This is a genomic window from Anaerosalibacter massiliensis (genome assembly GCF_024623155.1).
GTDB lineage: Bacteria > Bacillota > Clostridia > Tissierellales > Sporanaerobacteraceae > Anaerosalibacter > Anaerosalibacter massiliensis.
Genome location: NZ_JANJZL010000007.1, coordinates 1 through 23,257 on the forward strand (window position 1 = coordinate 1; position 23,257 = coordinate 23,257).

Here is a 23,257-nt window from a genome sequence, read left to right on the forward strand (position 1 = left end):
CTATACCTAAAATTAGACTAAGAAAAATATATTTAAATTTATGGAAACTTAGGTACTTCAGTTGTCAACTTGAACATAAAAAAAGAGGCGTTTCATAACTGATAAATCAGTTATGAAACAGCCCCATTTTAAATTATTTTTATTTTTTGCAGGATTTTTATTTTTTCTTTCGTTATAATTAATAGAGGAGAGGAGGGGAGGTATGGATTGGGAGAAAAATTTGGTAGAACAAACTTTACTAGGTAATGATGATGCATTTGCTAAAATAGTAGATATTTATAAAGGTTATGTATTTGCTATTATTTTAAATTTTATTAAAGATCATAATGAAGCAGAAAACATAGCTCAAGAAGTTTTTTTACAAGTCTATATTTCTCTTCCAAATTTTAAAATGGATAATTTAAAAGGATGGATTGGCAAAATTGCTGCAAATAAATCTATTGATTGGAAAAGAAAAAAGAGAAGTAAATATAAAGAAGAGATAGTAGAAAATACGGAAGATGTAATGTATAGAGAAAAATTTAATAATTATGAAACTCCAGAAGATATATTGATTCAGAAAGAGAATCAGGCAAAAATAAATAGATTGTGTAAATCCATGCCTACTATATATGAAAATGCAATTATAAAATTTTATTTTGAAGATAAGTCTTATGAAGAAATTGCTAGAGAAGAAGGTACTACTGTAAAGACTATAGCTTCCAGACTTTACAGAGGGCGTAATATGCTAAGAGAGAAATGGAGGGATGAAAGTGAAACATTATGATGAATTAGAATGGATTTTTTATAAGGAAAAGATTCTTCCAGAACAAAAACTCGAAAAAATGGAGGAACATCTTTATGAATGTGATGACTGTATGGACACTTTTCTTTCTCTCATAGATAATAAAGAAATAAATGGAGCAGAAGAAATTATTCCATTAAACTTTACTAGCTCTGTAGTGGATAATGTACAAAGAACTAAATATAAGATAATGACTAATAAGCAAAAATCTAATATGACATTTAAAAATATATTTGGATATTATGTAGCGGTAGCTGCAGTAGCTATTATTTTAACTTGGGGAGGTTTTTTTAGCAATTTAGTTGATACATTGCCTCAAGTTGCTAATTCAGCTGTTAATAAAGAAAAATTAAATGTACCAAATATAGTTTTTAATATGTCTGAGAAAATAGTAAATAAGACATCAAATTTTATAAATGAATTCCAATTTTTAAATGGTAAGGAGGAATTAAAATGAAAGAAAAAAGTAAGTTTATAACTTTCGTGTTGTCCTTTGTTCCAGGATTATCCCATTTTTATCTAGGGTTTAGCGATAGAGCAGTAGTATTTCTTATGACCTTCTTTGGAGTAATTTTAGGAACGGCAGGATTAGTGTTTTTAACAAGTAATGGTGATTTTTTTAGTATTTTAGTTTTTATATTGCCGATATTATGGCTTATTGGATTGATAGATGCTTTTTCTTTAAGGAAAAAACATATTTCTATGGAATATAATAATGGGGTAGAAGAAATGGAATATAAAAATCCAGATCAAATAAAAGAGTCAAATAAAAAAGCAATTGCTTTAGCACTATCTATAATACCTGGTGCAGGTCATATGTATCTAGGATATCAGAAAAAAGGATTATTGATCATGGGAAGTTTTTTCTTCACTGTATTTTTTATGGGGTGGTTAGGAGTAAGTTTATTCTTATTTGTACTACCTATAATTTGGTTTTATAGTTTTTTTGATGCCTTCCATTTAGTTGACGACAATGGTCTGGAAAGCGAAGACAATTCATTTACTTTGCCAAATATAAAATCAGAGTGGATAGGCTGGGGACTTATTGTTATAGGGATTATAGTTATTATTGAACGTATTATATATCCTTTCATAGACTATAAAATACGCAACTATATTCAAACTTCTATTGTATCTATAATATTTATTGTTGGAGGAATTAAACTATTAGCTAAAAACAAGAAAATACAAAAAGAATCTAATAATGAAGATGCAGAAAATAGTGATAGTGAGGAGGAGGAGGAATGAAAAAGAGAAGAGTAGGAACAATTTCTATGGGAATTGTTCTAGTTGCCTTTGGAGTTCTCATATTTATAGCTCAGATAAACAAAGTATCAGCTATAAACTTATCAATTAAGTTTTGGCCTATAATATTATTCTTAATAGGTGGTGAAATTCTTTGGTATAGTTATAAATATAAGGAAGAAGACATAAATATAAAGTATGATGTTTTTAGTATATTCATTGTATTATTAATAGTAATCATAAATTTAGGAATATATGGTTTAATGGAAACAGGTATAATATCTAAAGTAAGTTCAATGATTTCTGCCGAAACTTTTACATTTGAAATACCTTATGAAGAAATTGAGATTAATAAAAACATTGAAAAAATAATTATAAATACACCTAAACATTGTAATTTAAATATGAGTTCTGAAAAAAATAATAAAATAGTTTTTTCAGGTTCAGCAGATATAATAACTGAAAATAAAGAAAAAGCTAAAAAGCTTTTGAATGATAAATATATTAATGCAAAGGAATCAGGAAATACTTTATATATTTCATTTCCAGATACATCTATTCATAATAATAGATATAATAATTTCTCACCTTATGATTTTAATCTTTCAATACCAGAGGATAAAAAAGTTGAGATTAAAGGTCAAGGAGAGAGCTTAGATTTAGCATTAGATAATGTGAGTAATGATTGGATTATAGATGATATTGGTAGCGTTAAAATCAGATTGAAAAAAAGTATAAATGCAAGGATAGAAGCTTTAGTACATGATAGTCATAGTTTAATTGGAAATGCTCAATGGAAAACTACAGAAACAAAAAATGAAATAGAAGATACGGAAAAGGTTAAAGGAGAACTGAATTATGGAGATGGAAAAAATAATATATATATTTTAAGTGGTGGAGAAGTAGAAGTAAATGTATTAGAATAGAAGCCCTAAATTAATAGGCCTCCTTCCAGAAAGCCTATATAAAAAGAAGGTATATTCATATATGAATATACCTTCTTTTAAATTATCTTTTCTTGCTAGTGGCGAGTTAATGATATATAATTAATATAAAGAAATTCTGGAGAGATTTAAAATGGATAATAAAGAACTACTTATGGTAATGAGGGAAATTGTAAGATAAGAACTAGAACCAGTGAAAAAAGATATGGCTGGGCTGAAAGATAATGTATCAGATTTGAAAGCAGACATGACGAGAGTAAAAGATGATGTAGTGGAATAAAGTTAACATTAAATAAACAAGGACAGATATTAAGAGCATTAGAACATAAATTAGATGTAGTTAAGGCTGAACAGGAAAATGGAAAGCATGATATAAATAAATTATTAGGTAAAGTTGAAGAAATAGAGAAAGTTATTAGTATAGTAGAGGCAGCAACTGCTCATAATTGGAATGAGATAATAAGGCTGAAATCTATTATATAATACTTATTTAAGCCCCTTACTTCGAGTTTTTGTTAAAAATTAAGTGTAGGAAGAGTTCAAAGGAGCAATTTGTTTCTTTAAGAAGATGATAAATCATCTTCTTTTTTGTATTTATTTCAATAATAAACTTCTTGACATATGCCCTAATCTTTGTTAATTTATAAAGAAAAACATTAATATATTAGTTTCATATGGGGAAATTTAAAACTGTTGTGGTATACTGTAAATAATAAAAAAAGAGGAGGAGTTTAAATGGAAATTGTTGGAGAAGGTTTGACTTTTGATGATGTTTTATTACTTCCTGGGAAATCTGATGTTTTACCAAAAGAGGTAAATATAGGTACTCAATTAACTAAGAAAATAAAATTGAATATTCCTCTAATGAGTGCAGGAATGGATACGGTGACAGAGGCAAGAATGGCTATTGCTATGGCAAGAGAAGGTGGGCTTGGAGTTATACATAAAAACATGTCTATTGAAAAGCAAGCCTTAGAAGTAGATAGAGTTAAAAGATCTGAACACGGTATAATTACTGATCCTTTCTATCTTTCACCTACTCATAGCGTGTCAGATGCGTTAGAACTTATGGAAAGATATCATATATCAGGAGTTCCTATTACAGATGATATAGGAAAGTTAGTAGGAATAATAACTAACAGGGATATTAGATTTGAAAGAGATACTACTAAGAAAATAGACGATGTAATGACTAAGGAAAATTTAGTTACAGCTACTACAGATATTTCCATGGATGAAGCATTAGAAGTTATGAAACAATATAAAATTGAGAAGCTACCATTAGTTGATGAAGATTTTATACTTTCTGGACTTATAACTATTAAAGATATTGAAAAATCCATTGAACATCCAAACTCTGCAAAAGATGAAACAGGGAGACTTCTAGCAGCAGCAGCAGTTGGAGTTACACAAGATATGATGGATAGAGTAAGTGCACTAATTAAAGCAAAAGTAGATGTAATTGTTGTAGATACAGCTCATGGCCATTCTAGTGGTGTAATAGAAGCAGTTAAGAAGATAAAAACAGAGTTTCCAGATGTTCAAGTAATAGCTGGAAATGTAGCCACAGGAGAAGCGACATTAGATTTAATCAAAGCAGGAGCTGATGCAATAAAAGTAGGTATTGGACCTGGTTCTATCTGTACTACAAGGGTAGTTACAGGAATAGGAGTACCTCAGATAACTGCTGTTATGAATTGTGCAGAAGTTGCTAAAGAGTATGAAATACCTATTATTGCTGATGGTGGAATAAAATATTCAGGAGATATTACTAAAGCTATTGCTTGTGGAGCAAATGTTGTAATGGTTGGTTCACTATTTGCTGGAACTGATGAAAGTCCAGGAGAAGAAGAGCTTTATGAAGGAAGAAGATTTAAAGTTTACAGAGGAATGGGTTCTATGGCAGCTATGAATGCAGGAAGTAAAGATAGATACTTCCAAGAAGGAGCTAAAAAGCTAGTTCCAGAAGGTGTAGAAGGAAGAGTACCCTATAGAGGACCATTAGGAGATGTAGCTTATCAACTAATGGGAGGATTAAGAGCAGGTATGGGATATGTAGGTGCAGCTAATATTAAAGATCTACAGAAAAAATCTAAATTTGTAAAAATAACTGGAGCAGGACTTATAGAAAATCATCCTCATGATATTCTAATAACTAAAGAAGCTCCAAACTATAGTAGAGGCTAGTTAAAAGGAGGCTTAAATTTGATACTGATATTAGACTTTGGTGGAAAATGTAGCAGAATTGCAGGTAGAATTGTTAGAGAATCTAAAGTATATTGTGAAATATATCCTTATGATATTTCAATGGAAAAAATAAAGGAAAAAAATCCTCAAGGAATAATTTTTACAGGAAATGCAAAAGAAGAGGTTAATAAAGAAATTTTTAATCTAGGCATAGGTATAATAGGATTAGACTCTGAAAATAATCTTTTAAGTGAAAAATATAATATAAAAACCTATGAAAATGAATCTTATAATGATGATACTAAAAAAATAATAAAGGATTTTCTATTTGAAGAATGTAAGGTAAAACCTTATTGGGATATGAAAGATTTTGTTGATAAATCTATAAAAGGAATAAAAGAACAAATAGGAAATGGAAAAGCTATATGTGCCTTGTCAGGAGGAGTTGACTCTTCTGTAGCAGCTGTATTAGTTCATGAGGCTATAGGAGATAATCTAACATGTGTTTTTGTAGATCATGGTCTTCTCAGAAAAAATGAGTTTGAAGAAGTAGAAAGTTTTTTTAGAGAGAAATATAATATGAATTTAATAACTGTAGATGCAAAAGATAGATTTTTAAATAAACTTAAAGGAGTAACAGATCCGGAGAAGAAAAGAAAAATAATTGGAGAAGAATTTATAAGAGTATTTGAAGAAGAACAAAGCAAACTAAATGATATAGATTATTTAGTTCAAGGTACAATATATCCAGATGTAATAGAAAGTGGTGGCGATGAAAATGCAGTTGTTAAAAGTCATCACAATGTTGGAGGACTTCCAGAGGATGTAAACTTTGAATTAGTAGAGCCTTTAAGGCAATTATTTAAAGATGAAGTGAGGGAAGTAGGCACTATATTAGGTATTCCGGAAGAAGCTGTAAATAGACAGCCTTTCCCTGGACCTGGACTAGGTGTCAGAGTTCTAGGCGAAATAACAGAAGAAAAACTTGAAATTGTAAGAGAAGCAGATTATGTTTTTAGAGATGAAATTAAAAAAGCAGGTCTTCATAAGGAAATATGGCAATACTTTGCTATTCTCCCAAATATAAAGAGTGTAGGAGTATATGAAGGAAAGAGAACTTATAACTATACTATAGGTTTAAGAGCAGTATATAGTATAGATGGTATGACTGCACAATGGGCAAAAATACCACTAGAAGTCCTTGAAAAAATATCTAATAGAATAGTAAATGAAGTAGACCATGTAAACAGAGTAGTCTACGATATAACTAGCAAACCACCATCTACTATTGAGTGGGAATAGGTATAAAGCTGTATTTTTAAAGGCTTGTAGAATTTAAATTGTAGGTTAAATTAAGATAGATGGCTTTGATTTTTGACACTAAATATGGCAAAAGACAGCCATCTATTTTTATTTTTGAAGGTGTTATTTAAGATGGAAAAAGTGAAAAAGGAGCCTATAATCAAAAGATGAAAAAATCTATTAATCAGTAAGGTATCAAATATTAATTATGATGACTTATATTTTCTATATGAAAATGACTGTAAGTTAAGAAACATATCACCTATTACAATCAAAGGATATGAGTTTGCACATAAGAAATTTAAAGATTTTGCAGGTAATAATCTAAAGTGTGAAGATATAACTCAGGATTTAATTAGTGAATATATTCTACACCTAAAAGATAATCTTAAACCTCAAACAGTGAATTCTTATATATTTAAGATTTCACCTGTAATAAAATATGGGGAAGAAATTAACTATAAAATAAAGAAATATAGAGATAGTTAAATCTATTCCTATAAAAATTAGTATCAGTGGACTTAAGCCTAATGTAACGGTATAATAGAGACATTGGAGGAAAAGTATGAAATATATAGGGAGATTAAGGATAATGAGAAAAATAACAAAAATTTTAACAGAGGTAATAATATTATCAAGTTTAGCAACATCAGTAACAACTACATATGCAGCAGAATTAACAGACATCTCAAACCGTTGAATCTATGATATTTGATAATTTGCCATAGGTATTATTAAAAACTTGAAGTTTAAGAGGAAGCAAGTTGTTTTAATAAAATTGTTTTAAATAAAAAGGTATTATCAAAAATTGAGCTAATGTTTTTGATAATACCTTGCAATAATTGGAGGAATTAATATGAAAACTAATAATACGGAAAATTTAAACAAAATTTTCCGCAAAGATATTATTATAGATTTATTCATATCAATTTTATTAAGTGTAATGTATATATTTGCATTCAAGATGGACTACATGGATTCAGTTAAAACAATAGGTGTATTATTTTTAGTCCCTTTAATTACAATGATAATTTATAAAGTACTAAAAAATATGGATAAAGAAGAATTTAATAAGATTAAGATTTATACATTTATTTCTTCATTTTTCCTATGGTTTACCCCATCTATATATTTAAATTATATAGATAGAGGTAAAACTATGAGTTTTCAAAGGATAATAGTTCTCATAATATTTTCTTTAATTTATTCAATCGTTATAACTAAAATATATATTTTTACAAGAAGAAAATGGAATGTTAAAATAAAAGAATAACTATTACTATTACAATTCTTAATAAAGATTCAACCATAAATTAAGATTAATAATTTTCGTTACATTGATTCTTAGTTTTATTTACATAAGATATAGCGACAAAGAGACATGAAGTATTTAACTATATTCACTGATAAATACTTTTATAACAAAAATATTGGATTGTAGGGCTATATACCTATACTTGCCTTTTTAATTTTTAGAAATAGTTCCAAAATAGATATGTGTAATATAATTAGAATTTTAAATTTTATAATATTACCTACACTAACTATATATAGAATCAAATATATAGCATTTGCTAGTGATTTACCAAAGAAATATAAAATTATAATACCTTGTCTATATTAGGTATTTTAGCTTCGGGAATAGGTGCTATATACTTTGCATTTTATGAAACTATTAATAAATTAAATTCAATAAGCTCAGGAGTTGCGTTATTAGGCATGTTTGAGTTAGTCAATTTTATGTCTAGTATATACAATAATAAATTTTCTAATTAAAGAACTAAGATTAAACTTATGGAGAGCAAGCACTATGCTTGCTATTGTCAAATTAACCTTAGATAGTATCAAAAATGTAGTGTCAAAAATCTAAAAACTCAAAAAACTCAAAAATGCTTTTGACATGTTTTTAGATGAAACTTAATCTAATTATATGTTAAAGAAGGACATAAGCAGTGATAAATAAAGTATTCATAAAAATCCTCCTTTTATCAATAATTATATCTTATGTTGATACGTAACTTTATTCTAATTAGTATCCATAGTACTAAAATGGTTCTATAAATTTTAAAAACTATAATAAACCACAATAATTTAAATAACCATAATACTACAACCATTGAAAAATACAGCTTATAAGTCAAGCCAAAAGTATAAAAGTCGAGTGGGAGTAGTACCAATTGAGAACTAAGAATAGAAAAGTCTTTAAGCCGTAAACGATTAATAATAGATGAGTTGCATAATTTAAGGAGATGATGTTATCATCTCCTCTAGTTTGCTTTATAAATGATATATTAATACCTTTTTAGATATGTTTTTACTAAAAGGATAAAACCTTCCCAAAAAAGAAACAATCTAAGTCTCCTTAGGTTGTTTCTTTATGAGAGTAAATAAAAATGAATAAAGTATAAATTTTTAAGTTTTTTTAATACTCTTCTCTAACAGTAAGTTCTTCGCTAACTGTAAATCCAAATCCATCTTCACGGATTCTCTTTACTGTTTCTTTTACGAATTTATCTGCATCTTCTATAGCTTCTTCAGCTACCATAATACCTTTTTTAGTTATTTCTCCTTTACCTAACATTTCAGCACCTAAGATTAGTGGGATTGCTGTAAGTGGAGCCATGTTTCCTGCTACTCTTCCTACATAATACATGTCTTTACCATCTTTTTTGCCGTGCAGTTCTGTGGCTGCACATGCAGTAACTCCCTTTAAGAATTCCTTAAGTTCTTCTTCTGTCATTACTGGTTGGTTCGCCTTTTGTGCTAATAATACAGCTAGTGCAAAGTCACGAGGTGATACAGGATTGCCATTGATATCAAGTGGGTAATTAGATGTAAGACCTGCTAAGCTAAGATCCCTAAAGCCTTCGTATGCCGAGAATGGCTCAAGGCTGAATCTTACAGATACGTTTTGAATTCCTGGTGAGTATCTAGGAAATGTAAATACTTCAGGATGGCCTATTCTAGTAACTTTACGAACACCATAAGGTTCTCCAAAGTCGAAATCCCATTCTTCACGGAATGAAGGTTCGTTTAATATTTCTCCATCTTTAATATATGGAGCATTGTGTACACATTCTAACATATGTCCAAGCACTGCAGGACCACCGGGTTCTTTCTCATCACATGCAAAGTAGAATATAGCTTCATCTAGTGAATCGAAATAGCGTTGTTCTGCACTACATGCTAGTACTGATAAAAATCCTGGGCTTGCGCCAAGACCCATTATCATGCTAAGGCCTTTTTCTTTAGCTTTCTTTGGTAAGTCTGATTCAAATATTTTATTGAATGCTTCTATATCATCGCAGAAGTCAATATAGTGTTTGCCGGCTTTTATTGTAGTTTCCATAATCTTATATGCAAGAATATGGTAAGGACCTGTACAGTTAGCAACTACGTCACAATCCTTTATAAGTTCATATAATGCTTCTTCGTCAGAAACATCAACTTGTGCAGCTTTAACTATTGGTGAATTAAGATTTTCTACAATTTTCTTATTTTTTTCAAGGTTACGAGATGAAATTATTACCTCATCGAAAACACTGCTATGATTGATTAAATCTTTAATTCCATAAAGCGCTTGAGAACCTGCTCCACCTAATACAACTAGTTTCATAATAATCCCCCTTATATTGTTTTGATGTGTTTTACCATCATCTAATTGTTAGTATTATATCACCAACATTTGTAAAAGTCTAATAAATTGAAAGTAATTTTCATTTATTTATAAAAATTTTAATTAACATCAATTTTCCATCCCAACTCTTAAATTTGCGTGTATTTGGAATACCATCTGACATTATTTTTCAATTAATTTATGCTTCCTTCTTTTACTGTACATAAAAAACTTTTTAGTTTTATTCCTATATGATATAATAGCTTAAAAATTGGTTTTAAACATATTGTACGGGGAAGGAGCAATACTATGATAATACGAAACTATGAAAAAAAGGATTGGAAAAGATTAAATGAAATTCACGATGAAGCGAGAAAAATAGAGCTTAATAATGCAGGTATTCCAGATGCTTATCTATCTTTAGAAGAAACTTATGAAAATGAAGGTTTGTTTGATTATGAATTATTAGTAGCGGAGGATAAAACAGGTCTAGTAGTAGGGTTTGTAGCATTTTATGAAGAAGAAATAGCTTGGTTATATGTTGATCCAAAATATCATAGAAAAGGAATTGCTACGAAATTATTAAGCGAATCAATTGAAAAAGCAGGAAATCATATATTTATTGAAGTTCTAGAAAATAATATAGAAGCTATTAACCTTTATAAAAAAATGGGTTTTACAGTTGTAGAGAAAAAAACTGGGAAAATGGTAGGAAATGAAAGTTTTGAAGTAACAGGATATATACTAGAGTACAAAAAACAATAGATTTTATTGAAATAAAAGCGTGTAAATTTAATATCGAATAAAAAGTTTATTTTATATGATATGTCAACACTTTTTGGACATATTTACCAAATAATTTATATTAATTCCTATGAATTTATTTGTAATTATAAAATTATTTATTTGGCCGAGTCAAGGGTAAATAAACTCGTTATGCTTGCCCTTGACATAGGTTCTATTTTATTTTTCCAAGGTTTTTTTACATTAATCTATTCCAATCCTTATCTTTAATTATAATATTAGAATTCCATCCAGCAGCAAAATTTTTGAAATTAATAGTATGTATTTTATCTTTATTGTTATGATATATAATTTTTAAATTATTGAAATCCCTAGAACTAGCATTATATTTTAAAGTGAAATATAAATCATATTTTACAGCGGATCTTGGTGGTATAATAAAAGTATAATTGCCATTATTTGCAAGAACTATCTTTTCTGAATCTTTATTAATAAAATTTATTTGTGTCATTTTATTAATAAATTCATTGTTATTATATATTGCAATATTAAAGTCCCTTATAATAATTGTTTCGTTTTTTGTATTTATAAATTCAACCCAAATAGGTATGTGGAGCGAATTGTTTTTTACTTGCATTGCAGTGGAGTTATCTATTTTACTATAGACAACCTTTGTATAGCTTTTAAAATCACCAATCTTGTTAGATAATTTATTTAGTAAAGCAAAAACAATACTTCCGAGAAGACTTAAAAAAGCTTCTATAAAAAGATAGTAAAGTTTATTGTTATTAGCATTATTATTTTGATAATTAGTTATATTTTCAGAATTATTTTCTATTAAATCTTCAGAATAAACTTGAAACTTTGTTTATGATTATGTTCTTTTATTATATTTTGACTATGTACAGTAGTCGTTGATCTAATTAAAGTAATTGATTAAAGTAATTGAAATTAAAAGAAATAATAATTTATACTTAAATTTATATTTGTCTGAACTCATAAAATAACTTCATCATCTGAATATAGAATACTTTCAACTTTTTCTAAAGTTTGTTTTATATCTTCAGATTTATACCACCTATGAAAAATACACATTATAAATTAGAATAAATGTATAAAAGTCGAGTGGGAGTGATTAACAAAAGTCTTGAAACCTTAGAAATAAAGAGTTCAAGACTTTTTATTTGCTAAAAACACTAAAAACATTTTATTTTAGTTGACTTTTGAACTAAATCTATTATATACTAAATATAGTTTAAAAATAAACTATATTGAAAGGAGTTTAATAAAATGTCATTTCACAAAGAAGAAGCCAATATTTTTTATATTTACTTTCAAATAATAAAAAAATATAAAAAATATATGGAAAAATCACTACAAGAATTTGAATTGACACCAGCAGAAATAGATGTGTTAACATTTTTAATTAATAATATGGATAAAGATATTACAGCAAGTGAAATTAGTATGAATAGAGGAATATCCAAGGGATTGGTATCCCGTGCTGTCAATTTACTTAAAGATAAAAAGTTAATTGAGACAAAGGAAAATTTAAAAGATGGCAGGTCAGTATACTTAAAAATCACAAATGAAGAAGATAGCATAGTTAAAAAAGTAAAAGAGATAAATGAAAGATTTAAAACACAATTGATTAAAGATATGGATATTAAGGATTTTGATTTATTTTTAAAAGTAAATAATAAAATGTTAAACAATATAAAGGATATAGAAATAGAATAAGGAGAGATTTTAGAAATGGTGAAGAAAAATCCATTAGGGACAGAGAATGTGAAAAGCTTATTATTTTCATTAGCAATACCAGCTATTATAGGTCAGTTAATAAGTTTACTCTATAATATGATAGACAGAATGTATATAGGGCATATTCCAGAAATAGGGGGAGATGCTTTAACTGGTGTAGGAGTTACGGCACCACTTTTAATTATAATATCAGCATTTTCTGTATTGGTAGGTATGGGAGGAGCACCAAGAGCTTCTATTAAAATGGGGGGGAAAAACAATGAAGGTGCAGAAGAAATTATGGGAAATTGTTTTGTTGCTTTAATTGGAATATCAATTATATTAACGGTCTTATTTTTAATATTTAATGAGAAATTATTAATTATGTTTGGAGCAAGCGAAAAGACATTACCCTATGCACTAGAATACATGAAAATATATACTTTAGGAACAATTTTTGTTCAATTAGCAATTGGAATGAATCCCTTTATAAGTTCTCAAGGTTTTGCAAAAATCAGTATGATCACAGTGTCAATTGGGGCTATTATAAATATAGTACTAGATCCTATTTTTATATATGGATTTAAAATGAATGTAAAAGGGGCGGCATTGGCAACAGTTATATCTCAGGCAGTATCAGCTATTTGGGTAATCGGCTTTTTAAGAGGAGATAAAACCAATCTAAAATTAAAAAGAGAAAATTTTAAAATAAATAGACATATAATGGGCCCAGTATTGCTATTAGGGTTATCCCCTTTCGTAATGCAGATAACAGAAAGTTTTATTATTATAGCATTTAACTCTAACTTACAAAAATTTGGTGGAGATGTGGCAGTAGGTGCAATGACAATATTGTCAGCAGCTATGCAATTTACATTTTTACCACTATCAGGATTGACTCAGGGAGCACAGCCAATAATGAGCTATAATTATGGTGCTAAGAATAAAGAAAGAATGAAAGATACCTTTAAATATTTATGTATTTCAACAGTAACTTATAGTATAGTGTTTTGGCTATTTATTATGATAACACCACAATTATTTTCAAAAATATTTACAAATGATAAAGCTATAATAGATATGGCTACACAAGGGCTTAGAATATATATGGCAGGAGCCTTTGCATTAGGAATACAAATAGCTTGTCAACAAACATTTATTGCTTTAGGAAATGCTAGAACTTCGCTATTCCTAGCATTACTTAGAAAGGTATTTTTACTTATACCTCTTGTACTCATACTGCCTAATATTTTATCAAATAAGGTTTTTGCAGTATTTTTAGCAGAACCAATATCAGATATAATAGCAGCAACAGTAACGGGAATATTGTTTTATAGAGATTTTAAGTCAACCTTGAGAAATATGCCAAATACGCCATCTTATAATTAGAAGTATAAACTAGTTTATATCCTTTATTAAATAAGGAGTTAAGGATTTTTGTTATTTAAAACATATTTATGCTATAATAATCAAAAGAAATAAGACATAATTGGAGGATCTTATTATGAAAGATGAAGAAGATATAAATAAAGAGGAAGAAAAGGAAGATGCAAATCTAGCTATGGGAATAGGTATAGGATTAGCTTTAGGGTCAGCTTTTGGTCTTCTAATGGATAATATTGGTATGGGAATAAGTATTGGATTAGCCATTGGTATAGCTATAGGTATTGGTTCAAGTAAGAAGAAATAATAAATATAAATGATCGAGTAAGAGCAATAATGAAAAGTCCTAGAACCTTTGAAAGTAGGGGGTTGGGACTTTTATTAATAAAATGATATAACTTTAAATATATGATAATATAGTATTATAAGATAAATAGAATTGAAGTGGGATAAAACTATCCATTTATTATAAATAAAACATAATAATATTGGAGGGAATTACAGTGCAAGCAAATCCTATAAAACTTTTAAGATTATTAGGAGACAATGATACGGTTTTTAAAATTCCTGTATATCAAAGAAATTATGAGTGGAATAAAGAACAGGTAAAACAATTTTTTTATGATATAGAAAAGATCGCAGAAAGTAAATTTGAGAAGACACATTTCATGGGAACTATAGTATATGTTCAAAAAGAAATAGAAAATCTCATGACAGAAAGAATACTTATAGATGGACAACAAAGAATAACTACCTCTATACTATTATTAAAAGCTATAGTAGATTACATAAAAGAAGATGAAACAATAGAATTGAATTATGAATCTATATATGAAAAATATCTTATAAATAAACATGCTTCAGAAAAATCTAGATTAAAACTTAATCCAGTAGAGAAAGATATGTATGCTTATATTGAACTTATGGATGACAATAGAACAGAATCTAAAATTTATGAAAATTATAATATATTAAAAGAACTATTAAATAAATCAGATCATTCTGTAGAAAATATATATAAAGCTATGATGAATATAAATATAGTGTATATATCTTTAGATAGAGAGGAAAATCCACAGGTTATATTTGAAAGTTTAAATTCTACAGGATTGTCCCTTACTCAGGCAGATCTTATAAGAAATTTTATTTTAATGGGATTAAATTATGAAGAACAAACAAAACTCTACAAAAAATATTGGATAAAGATTGAAGAAATTTTACCTAATAATATAATATCTGACTATGTTAGAGATTTTTTAACTATGAAAGAAGGACATGCTCCTAATAAGAGTAAGGTATACGATGCTTTTAAAAATTATTATTTTGAGTATAACTATAACTCAGAAGATATTCTTAAAGAACTATTAATATATGCACGATATTACTATAACATAAGAAATAGTAATACTGATTTTCCAGAAGTGAATATACATTTAGAAAGTATAAATAGCATAAGATCAACAGTAACATATCCATATTTGTTGGAAATTTTCGATGATTTTTATAGAGATAGATTAATATCAGAGAGTGAATTTGAAGATGCATTAAAAATTATAGTATCTTATATATATAGAAGAAATATATGTAATATACCTACAAATGTTTTAAATAAAATATTTGCTGTAATGCCAAGAGAAACTAAAAAATTAAGATCAAAAGGCTTGGATTATATTGATGCTATTGTGGATTTTTTAATGAGTAGAACAGGAAGTGGAATATTTCCAAGAGATGATGAATTTAAAAACAATTTTTTGACAGGAAATATGTATAGTAAGTCACATGGAATGTCTAAATTAGTTTTATATAAAATAGAAGAATATAGACACAAAGAAATTGTAAATATAGATGATTTATCAATAGAACATATACTGCCACAAAAATTGGCAGCTGAATGGAATATAGAATTAGGCAATCAAGCTTTTGATATACATAGAATATATAAAGATACTATTGGAAATTTAACACTAACAAATTATAATTCAGAAATGTCAAATAAAAGTTTTCAACAGAAGAAATATTATTATGAAAAATCTAATATCATGACTACAAGGAATATAGCTAAATATGAGACATGGACGGAAAAAGATATTTTAGATAGAGGTGAAAAATTATTTAACATAGCTAAAGAAGTTTGGAAACTACCAAAAGATGATTATCAAAATATAGGGAAAGAGCGACTAATAGCTAATGAAGAGTATTCTATAAAAGATAATGTAATAGTAACAGGGTACACTCCTAAATCTATAATTTTTGATGGGGAAAAAGTTAGTGTAAATACATGGAAAGCTATGTTTGTACAAACATGTAAATATTTATATGATTTAGATTCTGAACTCTTTAGATCGCTATTGAAAAAGAATAATTTTAAAAATATTTTATCATATAACAAAGATAAATTAAGATCACCTGAAGAGATAAAGCAAGGGATATATATTCAAACAAATTACAGTTCAAAGGACATATTAAATTATATAATAATATTTACAGAAGAATTTGGTATATCAGAACTAGTTTACTTTGAAGTTAGTTAAATTAAGAGTTTGTAAAATAGTTTGTGCTTTTAGTATAAGAGCCGTAGCTCTATTCTGACAAGAAATATTGAATCATATATAAATGTTAAACTTGTATTTTTATTTTAGTTTGCCAAAGTTTTAGGGTGATGTACATAAAATCTTATAGCTTTGGCAATAATTCTTATAATGGATAAGTGGGCTTAATAAGTAAGAATCAATACTCCTATCGGTTATTTTGATAACTATTTCAGCAGATATTTCAATTCCATAAATATCTTTAATTTGATCGTGTATGTCTTTTGTTGACATTCTTCTAGAATAAAAAGAAATTACTTTTTGTTCTATTCCAGATATATTTCTTTCATCTCCTGCAAAGTATCCTTAAAAACTTCTTTTAAATATAAATAAAGATTTCCGGCTTTTTCGAATTTTCATTATTAATCATTTCTCTTAGGAATTTTTTGATAATGTACTCATAAAAAAGCTCTTTTCTGGTTTTTTATTCTTGTTTTGATTCTTCCAGAAAAGAGCTTTTATTTACACTACCTATTAATATTAATTATTTATATACCTTGGCTGTTTCATTATAAATTTTAGTAATAGCTTGTAGAATTTCTTTATTATTAAAGTCTTTATGGTATAAGATACTGGTTTCTCTGACCATACTTAAGTTCTCAATAGGCAAAACTGTAATCTCACCATTTTTTAGTTCATCAAGACAGACACTTCGTGCAAGTATGGATATACCGAAGCCTTGACGTACCAAATCTTTTATTGTAGCAATATTATCAACTTCTAATATTACGTTGAATTCTTTAATGGATATATTTAGACTTTCAAGATGTGCAATAAATAAGTTTCTTGTACCGGAATTTGGAAGACGGAGTATCATCTTTTCTTTTTTTATATCGTTAATTGTCACCATATTTTTCTTTGAAAGGGGATTATTATTTGCAACTACAAGGACTAGATAATCTGTATCAAGTAGCAAGGAATTTATATCTGTATCGTTTATTTTTCCCTCTACAATAGCCAAATCTATCTCATAATTTATTAGCATATTATAAAGATTATTTATGGACTCAGTAATTATCTTTATACTTAATCCCTTGTTTAAATTGCAACATTTAGCCAAAACCTCTGCTACAAAATTACTTTCGGCAGTATGTGTAATTCCAACAGTTAGGCTTGTTATATGACGTTTTTCATCTATTAGATTTTGTTGTAGTTTGTTATACAAGGATTTCATTCGCTTTGCATACATAACAACGATCTCTCCATCGGATGTTAGTTTTAGTTTACCTTTATTACGGTTAAATATTTTAACACCTAATTCTTCTTCTAATTTATTAATGTGGTGGCTAACTGCAGGCTGAGTTAATGCGAGTTGTTCAGCAGCATGGGTAAAGTTAAATGTCTTAGCCACCATAAGTAGGGTCTTTAATTTAGGATCTAACATAAAAAATCACTTCCATTCCATTTTTTTATCACCATCAAAATAACTATAATTTTACTTTAGATTTAATTAGACATAACATAATATCAAAGTCTTAAATGATTATAAAGTATATTCTTAATTTTGTTATTTTATAAAAAAGTCGGTTTTCATAAAAGGGGTGATAATATATGAATATTCAATTTAATAATCTTAATGATGTAACAATAATCCTTATTTGTTTATCTATAATGTTGTTTTCTGGTTTCTTAGTAACCCGTATTACAAAGATGCTAAAACTCCCTAATGTAACAGGGTATATTGTTGCAGGTATTTTAATAGGTCCTTATGTTCTTAATATTATTCCTGCAATAGCAGCAGAAAACATGGGATTTGTAGGAGATATAGCTTTAGCTTTTATTGCTTTTGATGTAGGAAAATTTTTGAGGAAGGAAATTTTTCAATCAACTGGTACAAAAGTCATTGTCATTACTTTGTTTGAATCCTTATTTACAGGTTTTGTAGTTACTATATCTATGCACTTTGTATTTAAATTAGATTGGAATTTCTCCCTATTATTAGGTGCAATTAGTACTGCTACAGCTCCAGCTAGTACAATGATGACTATTAACCAATATAAGGCACATGGGAAATTTGTAAATACGTTATTACAAGTTATAGCTTTAGATGATGTTGTCTGTCTAATTGTATTTAGTGTAATTATTGCTATTATTAATGCAAATGAAACTGGTGTAATTTTATTTGATACGGTTATATTACCTATTATGTTAAATATAGCGGCATTGGGTATTGGTTTTTTATCTGGTATGATTTTAGATAGGCTTCTTATACCAAATAGGAGCGATGACAATCGATTAATATTAACCATTGCACTGCTTTTTGGTATTTCGGGGCTATGTTCAGCTTTTGATATATCCCCACTTTTATCATGTATGGTATTTGGAGCAACGTATATTAATACAACACAAGATAAGAGGTTATATAAACAAATAAATAACTTTACTCCTCCAATATTATCACTGTTTTTTATAATTTCGGGGGTAAGGTTAGATATAGGTGCTCTTTCAACATTAGGGATTGTTGGTGTATCCTATTTTTTAATTAGAATCATTGGAAAATATATAGGAGCATTTTTAGGTTGTTATGTGACAAATATGGATGAGACAATTAGTAATTATTTGGGACTTGCACTTATTCCACAGGCTGGTGTTTCTATTGGCCTTGCATTCCTAGGACAGCGAATACTTCCTGTAGATATAGGGAATCAAATGATGACAATTATCTTAGCATCTTCAGTTCTATATGAATTGATTGGGCCAGCATCTGCTAAGGTAGCACTAGCATTATCTGGGGCGATTGAGGAAGATAAGATTAAAACTTCAAAAGAAAAAGAAAGATATCTCCAAGTATATAAGAGAATATGAAGAAAGTGATTTCAAAAAACTAAATAAATCATAGAGAATCCATAAAGTAGAATTAATAAGCCCCATAAGCTTTGAACAATCAAGGCTTATAGGGATATTTTTATTATTTAAAACCTAATAGCTTTTTTGATGGCAAATGGTCGAATCTAGAATTATCTTCATAATTTTTTAGTATATTTATAAAATCATTCATTGCTGAATCTATGAATTTATCTTTATGGTATACAATTTTAAAGGTTCTATCTAACAAATGTTTTGAACAGCGGAATATGGTAATATCCCCATTTAATATTTCTTGTTCAATTAATCGAATGGATATAACAGATGCAAAATTATTTATTAAGATAGCATTTTTTATAGAACCAGGACAATTACTTTGTAAGACTACATTAATAGGGATTTTACTTTTCTGTATATAATCTTCAAATAATTCTCTAGTTCCACTTCCTTTTTCTCTAAAGATAAAATTTGTATTCTTAAGATCTCCAATTGTAAGTTCATCTTTCTGGGCTAATTCATGTTTTGAATTACATGCAAGTACTAAAGAATCTGTTAAAAAAGGTATGCTTATTAAATTAGGATCATTAACATTTCCTTCAATCATAGCTATATCCAATTCAGAGGTTAGTAGTTTCTTTTCAATTGTTCTAGTGTTACTAATGCAAGATGAGGTTTGTATATCTGGGTATATTTTTTTAATATCATTTATAGCATCTGGTAGTATACAATTACCTATTGTAATAGTAGCTCCTATATTTAGGTTCTTTTTTGAAGACATTTCTAACATTCTTTTTTCAACATTGTCAAATTCAGTAAGAATATTTTTAGAATAAAGTAATAGTTTTTCACCTGCTTCTGTTATGTATAGCTTTTTTCCTAATCGTTCAAATAATAGAACTTCATAATGATCTTCCAATTCTCTTATTGCTTGGCTAACAGTTGGTTGAGATAAGAATAGTTGATCAGCTGCATCACACATTTTACCTGTAGTAGCGACTGCAACAAATATCCTCAAGTGTCGAATGGTCAAAAAATCGCCCCCTTTCAATATGGGAAACAATGAACTTTTATGATAGGTTTTACCTATTGATATGATAAGATAATACCATTTTACTAAGAAATTAACAAGTGCTATACTTGAGTTAGTAGAATAATTAACAGAGTTTTTTATAATATTAATTAGTTTTCTCAAAAAAAGGCGAGGTGGTCAAATGAAAGTTCTCATACTAGGAGGAGTAGCAGCAGGAACAAAAGTTGCTGCAAAACTTAAAAGAGAGAATAGGAATCATGAAGTGAAAATACTTACAGATAGTAAAGATATTTCTTATGCAGGTTGTGGATTACCTTACTATGTAGGAAAAGTAATTAAGGACAGGGAAGAGTTAATAGTAAATACTCCAAAAAGCTTTTCAGAATTGACTGGAGTAGAAGTGATTACAGAGACCAAGGTTACTAAGATTAATCCAGATGATAAAACTGTGGAAGCTTTAGATTTAAATAGCAATGAAAACAAAGAATATATATATGATAAATTAGTAATAGCAACGGGAGCAAGTCCAATTAAACCACCATTAGAAGGTATGGATCTAGACGGAGTATTTTTCATGAGGACTCCAGAAGACGCTATAAGATTAAGAGATGAAATAGAGGAATTAAAGCCTAGGAGAGCTACAGTAGTAGGTGGAGGATTTATAGGGTTAGAAGTTGCAGAGAACCTAGCAGCACAAGGGATGATTACCACTGTAATCGATATGGCAGAAACTATTCCGCCAGGCTTTGATAAAGAAATGACAGATTATATATTAAATCATTTAGCTGAACATCGAATAATGGTATTTACAGGTACTAAATTAGATTCTATTATTGGTGAAAATGGTCGAGTTAAACAAGTGAAAACTGATAAACATAAGATGAATACAGATATAGTTGTTTTATCTATTGGTATAAGGGCAAATACTCAGTTCTTAGATGGTTCTGGCGTAGAGTTAATGCCAAATGGAACAGTAAAAGTTAATGAATATTTAGAGACTAATATTCCAAATATATATGCAGTTGGAGACTGTGCAACAGTATCTAATAGAATTACGAATAAACCAGCTTGGTCACCTATGGGTTCAACAGCTAATATTTCTGGTAGAATTGCAGCTATGAATATAAATGGAGAGCAAAATAAGTATAATGGAGCTTTAGGAACGGCAGTAGCTCAATTACCAGGATTAAATATTGGCAGAACTGGATTAACAGAAGATGAAGCTAAAAAAGCGGGTTATGAAGCTATTAGTGTAGTAACAGTAGTGGATGATAAGGCACATTATTTCCCTGGTTCATCATTATTTATAATAAAGATGACAGCTGATAAAGATACAAAGAAAATTCTAGGGGTCCAAGCCCTAGGCTTAGATGGTTCAGCAGTAGATAAAATTATAGATATAGCAGTTACAGCTATATCCTTAGATGGTGATTTAGAAGAAATAAAAGATTTAGATTTAGCTTATGCACCACCATTTTCAACGGCTATACATCCATTTGCACATACTGTGAATATATTGTTAAATAAAATATCTGGTGATTTAGTAAGTATTACACCACAAGAGTATGCAGAAGGTAATTTTGATGATTACAAGATTATGGATGCAGCAATAATTCCTGAATTACCAAATGTACCTCATGTAGATTTAAATAAATTAGATAGAGAGGTAAAGGGCTTTGATAAAGAAGACAAGATACTAATTTCCTGTAATAAAGGAAAAAGGTCATATTTAGTGCAAAATAGATTAAAACATTATGGATATGAAAATACTGTAGTACTTGAAGGTGGAAGCATAGTAAATAAAATAAAGTAGGTTTTTATTTAAATTTATTAAATTAAAGGGGGAATCATAGTGGCAAGTTTAACAATTAGTCCAGAAGAACAAAAGAGAGTAAAAGCATTAGGTTTTTTAGCTAATAAAGGAACAGATAACTTTTCAGCTAGAATAATAACAGTTAATGGAAAAATCAGTTCAAAGCAATTAAAATGTATATCTGAAGCAGCAGAGAAATATGGTGATGGTACTATAACATTTACATCAAGATTAACTATAGAGTGTCCAGGGGTTCCATTTGATAAAATTGAAGACTTTAGAGAGTATATAGCTAAAGAAGGTCTTTTAACAGGAGGGACAGGTTCAAAGATAAGACCTGTTGTTTCATGTAAAGGGACTACATGTCAATATGGTTTAGTAGATACATTTGATTTAACAGAAGATATACATAATGAATTTTACTTAAATTGGCATGACGTTTTAACGCCTCATAAATTTAAGATTGGTATGGGAGGATGTCCAAATAGCTGTATAAAACCAGATCTAAATGATTTAGGTATATATGGACAATTAGAACCTAATTATGATCCAGAAATGTGCATGGGTTGTGCTAGATGTGGTGTTGAAGATGTTTGTCCTATGGGAGCAGCAAAGGTTGTAAGCGGAAAATTAGAAATAGATAAAGAATTGTGTAATAACTGTGGCCTATGTGTAGAAAAATGTCATTTTGATGCTATACCAGATGGAGAAACTGGATATCAGGTTACTTTAGGTGGTATGTGGGGTAAGAGAAAAAATCAAGGTAAACCAATAAGCAAAATGTTAAGAACTAAGGAAGAAGTAATGGATGTAATTGAGAAAACTATGTTAATATATAGAGAGCAAGGTCAAACAGGTGAACGTTTAGCAGATACTTTAGAGAGAATGGGTTTTGAAAAATTTGAAGAACAATTATATAATGATGAAATATTAGAAAGAAAAGAAGAAATATTAGAAGCTCAATTACACGTTAAAGGTGGAGCAACCTGTTAAGAAAGGAAGATTTATAAGTAAAGATAGTATAAGGAGATTAATTTAAATAAATTATAGAAAATCGAGTAAGCATAAAAAAGTGG

The 23,257-nt window shown here is 28.5% G+C and carries 21 protein-coding genes and 1 pseudogene; 17 read left to right on the top strand and 5 right to left on the bottom strand.

The window, feature by feature from the left end; translation table 11 throughout:
- Nucleotides 1-202: 202 nt before the first annotated feature.
- The 9 genes from NSA23_RS10505 to NSA23_RS10540 all read left to right on the top strand — a co-directional run bounded on the left by NSA23_RS10505 (nt 203) and on the right by NSA23_RS10540 (nt 7,735).
- Complete coding sequence (locus NSA23_RS10505; protein ID WP_042678647.1) at nt 203-766, top strand: RNA polymerase sigma factor; 564 nt, start codon at nt 203-205, stop codon at nt 764-766.
- Nucleotides 753-1,241 carry a hypothetical protein gene (locus NSA23_RS10510; RefSeq protein ID WP_042678646.1) on the top strand — a complete coding sequence of 163 codons (489 nt, stop codon included), beginning with the start codon at nt 753-755 and terminating at the stop codon, nt 1,239-1,241. The genes NSA23_RS10505 and NSA23_RS10510 overlap by 14 nt, the downstream gene beginning before the upstream one ends.
- On the top strand, nt 1,238-2,032 hold the full coding sequence (locus NSA23_RS10515; RefSeq protein ID WP_257490515.1) for a hypothetical protein: 795 nt from the start codon (nt 1,238-1,240) through the stop codon (nt 2,030-2,032). Before NSA23_RS10510 ends, NSA23_RS10515 begins: the two co-directional genes overlap by 4 nt.
- Nucleotides 2,029-2,955 carry a hypothetical protein gene (locus tag NSA23_RS10520; RefSeq protein WP_257490516.1) on the top strand — a complete coding sequence of 309 codons (927 nt, stop codon included), beginning with the start codon at nt 2,029-2,031 and terminating at the stop codon, nt 2,953-2,955. The genes NSA23_RS10515 and NSA23_RS10520 overlap by 4 nt, the downstream gene beginning before the upstream one ends.
- Nucleotides 2,956-3,708: 753 nt before the next feature.
- A complete protein-coding gene (gene guaB / locus NSA23_RS10525; RefSeq protein WP_257490517.1) occupies nt 3,709-5,160 on the top strand; it encodes an IMP dehydrogenase in 1,452 nt (483 codons plus the stop codon).
- An 18-nt stretch (nt 5,161-5,178) separates the two neighbouring features.
- Nucleotides 5,179-6,462 carry a glutamine-hydrolyzing GMP synthase gene (gene guaA / locus NSA23_RS10530; protein ID WP_257490518.1) on the top strand — a complete coding sequence of 428 codons (1,284 nt, stop codon included), beginning with the start codon at nt 5,179-5,181 and terminating at the stop codon, nt 6,460-6,462.
- Nucleotides 6,463-6,663: 201 nt separating this feature from the next.
- Nucleotides 6,664-6,951 carry a phage integrase SAM-like domain-containing protein gene (locus NSA23_RS16775; RefSeq protein WP_420841089.1) on the top strand — a complete coding sequence of 96 codons (288 nt, stop codon included), beginning with the start codon at nt 6,664-6,666 and terminating at the stop codon, nt 6,949-6,951.
- A 76-nt stretch (nt 6,952-7,027) separates the two neighbouring features.
- Nucleotides 7,028-7,162: a hypothetical protein gene (locus NSA23_RS10535; RefSeq protein ID WP_257490519.1), complete on the top strand. Its 135-nt coding sequence runs from the start codon at nt 7,028-7,030 to the stop codon at nt 7,160-7,162.
- Nucleotides 7,163-7,318: 156 nt separating this feature from the next.
- Entirely contained in the window at nt 7,319-7,735 is a 417-nt protein-coding gene (locus NSA23_RS10540; protein WP_257490520.1) for a hypothetical protein, read from the top strand.
- Nucleotides 7,736-8,884: 1,149 nt separating this feature from the next.
- Here NSA23_RS10540 and NSA23_RS10545 read toward each other — a convergent pair.
- Nucleotides 8,885-10,078 carry a saccharopine dehydrogenase family protein gene (locus NSA23_RS10545; RefSeq protein ID WP_257490521.1) on the bottom strand — a complete coding sequence of 398 codons (1,194 nt, stop codon included), beginning with the start codon at nt 10,076-10,078 and terminating at the stop codon, nt 8,885-8,887.
- Nucleotides 10,079-10,387: 309 nt separating this feature from the next.
- Here NSA23_RS10545 and NSA23_RS10550 point away from each other — a divergent pair, with 309 nt between their 5' ends.
- Nucleotides 10,388-10,843, top strand: a complete 456-nt coding sequence (locus NSA23_RS10550) for a GNAT family N-acetyltransferase (protein ID WP_257490522.1) — start codon at nt 10,388-10,390, stop codon at nt 10,841-10,843.
- 217 nt (nt 10,844-11,060) lie between these two features.
- Here NSA23_RS10550 and NSA23_RS10555 read toward each other — a convergent pair whose 3' ends face one another.
- Nucleotides 11,061-11,459: a hypothetical protein gene (locus NSA23_RS10555; protein WP_257490523.1), complete on the bottom strand. Its 399-nt coding sequence runs from the start codon at nt 11,457-11,459 to the stop codon at nt 11,061-11,063.
- A gap of 653 nt (nt 11,460-12,112) precedes the next feature.
- Here NSA23_RS10555 and NSA23_RS10560 point away from each other — a divergent pair.
- The 4 genes from NSA23_RS10560 (at nt 12,113) to NSA23_RS10575 (ending at nt 16,476) form a co-directional block, all read left to right on the top strand.
- Nucleotides 12,113-12,562, top strand: a complete 450-nt coding sequence (locus NSA23_RS10560) for a MarR family winged helix-turn-helix transcriptional regulator (RefSeq protein ID WP_257490524.1) — start codon at nt 12,113-12,115, stop codon at nt 12,560-12,562.
- Nucleotides 12,563-12,577: 15 nt separating this feature from the next.
- Nucleotides 12,578-13,951, top strand: a complete 1,374-nt coding sequence (locus tag NSA23_RS10565) for an MATE family efflux transporter (RefSeq protein ID WP_257490525.1) — start codon at nt 12,578-12,580, stop codon at nt 13,949-13,951.
- Between the two features lie 115 nt (nt 13,952-14,066).
- Nucleotides 14,067-14,252, top strand: a complete 186-nt coding sequence (locus tag NSA23_RS10570) for a glycine zipper domain-containing protein (protein ID WP_257490526.1) — start codon at nt 14,067-14,069, stop codon at nt 14,250-14,252.
- 196 nt (nt 14,253-14,448) lie between these two features.
- Nucleotides 14,449-16,476 carry a DUF262 domain-containing protein gene (locus tag NSA23_RS10575; RefSeq protein WP_257490527.1) on the top strand — a complete coding sequence of 676 codons (2,028 nt, stop codon included), beginning with the start codon at nt 14,449-14,451 and terminating at the stop codon, nt 16,474-16,476.
- Between the two features lie 198 nt (nt 16,477-16,674).
- On the opposite strand, the pseudogene NSA23_RS10580 reads toward NSA23_RS10575, so the two are convergent.
- Together NSA23_RS10580 and NSA23_RS10585 are read right to left on the bottom strand one after the other, a co-directional pair.
- A pseudogene (locus tag NSA23_RS10580) lies at nt 16,675-16,821 on the bottom strand (transposase); the annotation flags it as partial.
- Nucleotides 16,822-17,017: 196 nt separating this feature from the next.
- Nucleotides 17,018-17,917 (bottom strand): LysR family transcriptional regulator, encoded by a 900-nt coding sequence (locus NSA23_RS10585; RefSeq protein ID WP_042678633.1) that lies wholly within the window; start codon nt 17,915-17,917, stop codon nt 17,018-17,020.
- 167 nt (nt 17,918-18,084) lie between these two features.
- Here NSA23_RS10585 and NSA23_RS10590 point away from each other — a divergent pair, with 167 nt between their 5' ends.
- Nucleotides 18,085-19,338: a cation:proton antiporter gene (locus NSA23_RS10590; RefSeq protein WP_257490528.1), complete on the top strand. Its 1,254-nt coding sequence runs from the start codon at nt 18,085-18,087 to the stop codon at nt 19,336-19,338.
- Between the two features lie 103 nt (nt 19,339-19,441).
- Here the strand turns inward: NSA23_RS10590 and NSA23_RS10595 are convergent, their stop codons facing one another.
- Entirely contained in the window at nt 19,442-20,368 is a 927-nt protein-coding gene (locus tag NSA23_RS10595; protein ID WP_257490529.1) for a LysR family transcriptional regulator, read from the bottom strand.
- A gap of 181 nt (nt 20,369-20,549) precedes the next feature.
- On the opposite strand from NSA23_RS10595, the gene NSA23_RS10600 reads away from it, so the two are divergent.
- Entirely contained in the window at nt 20,550-22,181 is a 1,632-nt protein-coding gene (locus tag NSA23_RS10600) for an FAD-dependent oxidoreductase (RefSeq protein WP_257490530.1), read from the top strand.
- Between the two features lie 39 nt (nt 22,182-22,220).
- Nucleotides 22,221-23,174: a 4Fe-4S binding protein gene (locus tag NSA23_RS10605; RefSeq protein ID WP_042678629.1), complete on the top strand. Its 954-nt coding sequence runs from the start codon at nt 22,221-22,223 to the stop codon at nt 23,172-23,174.
- Nucleotides 23,175-23,257: the final 83 nt, after the last annotated feature.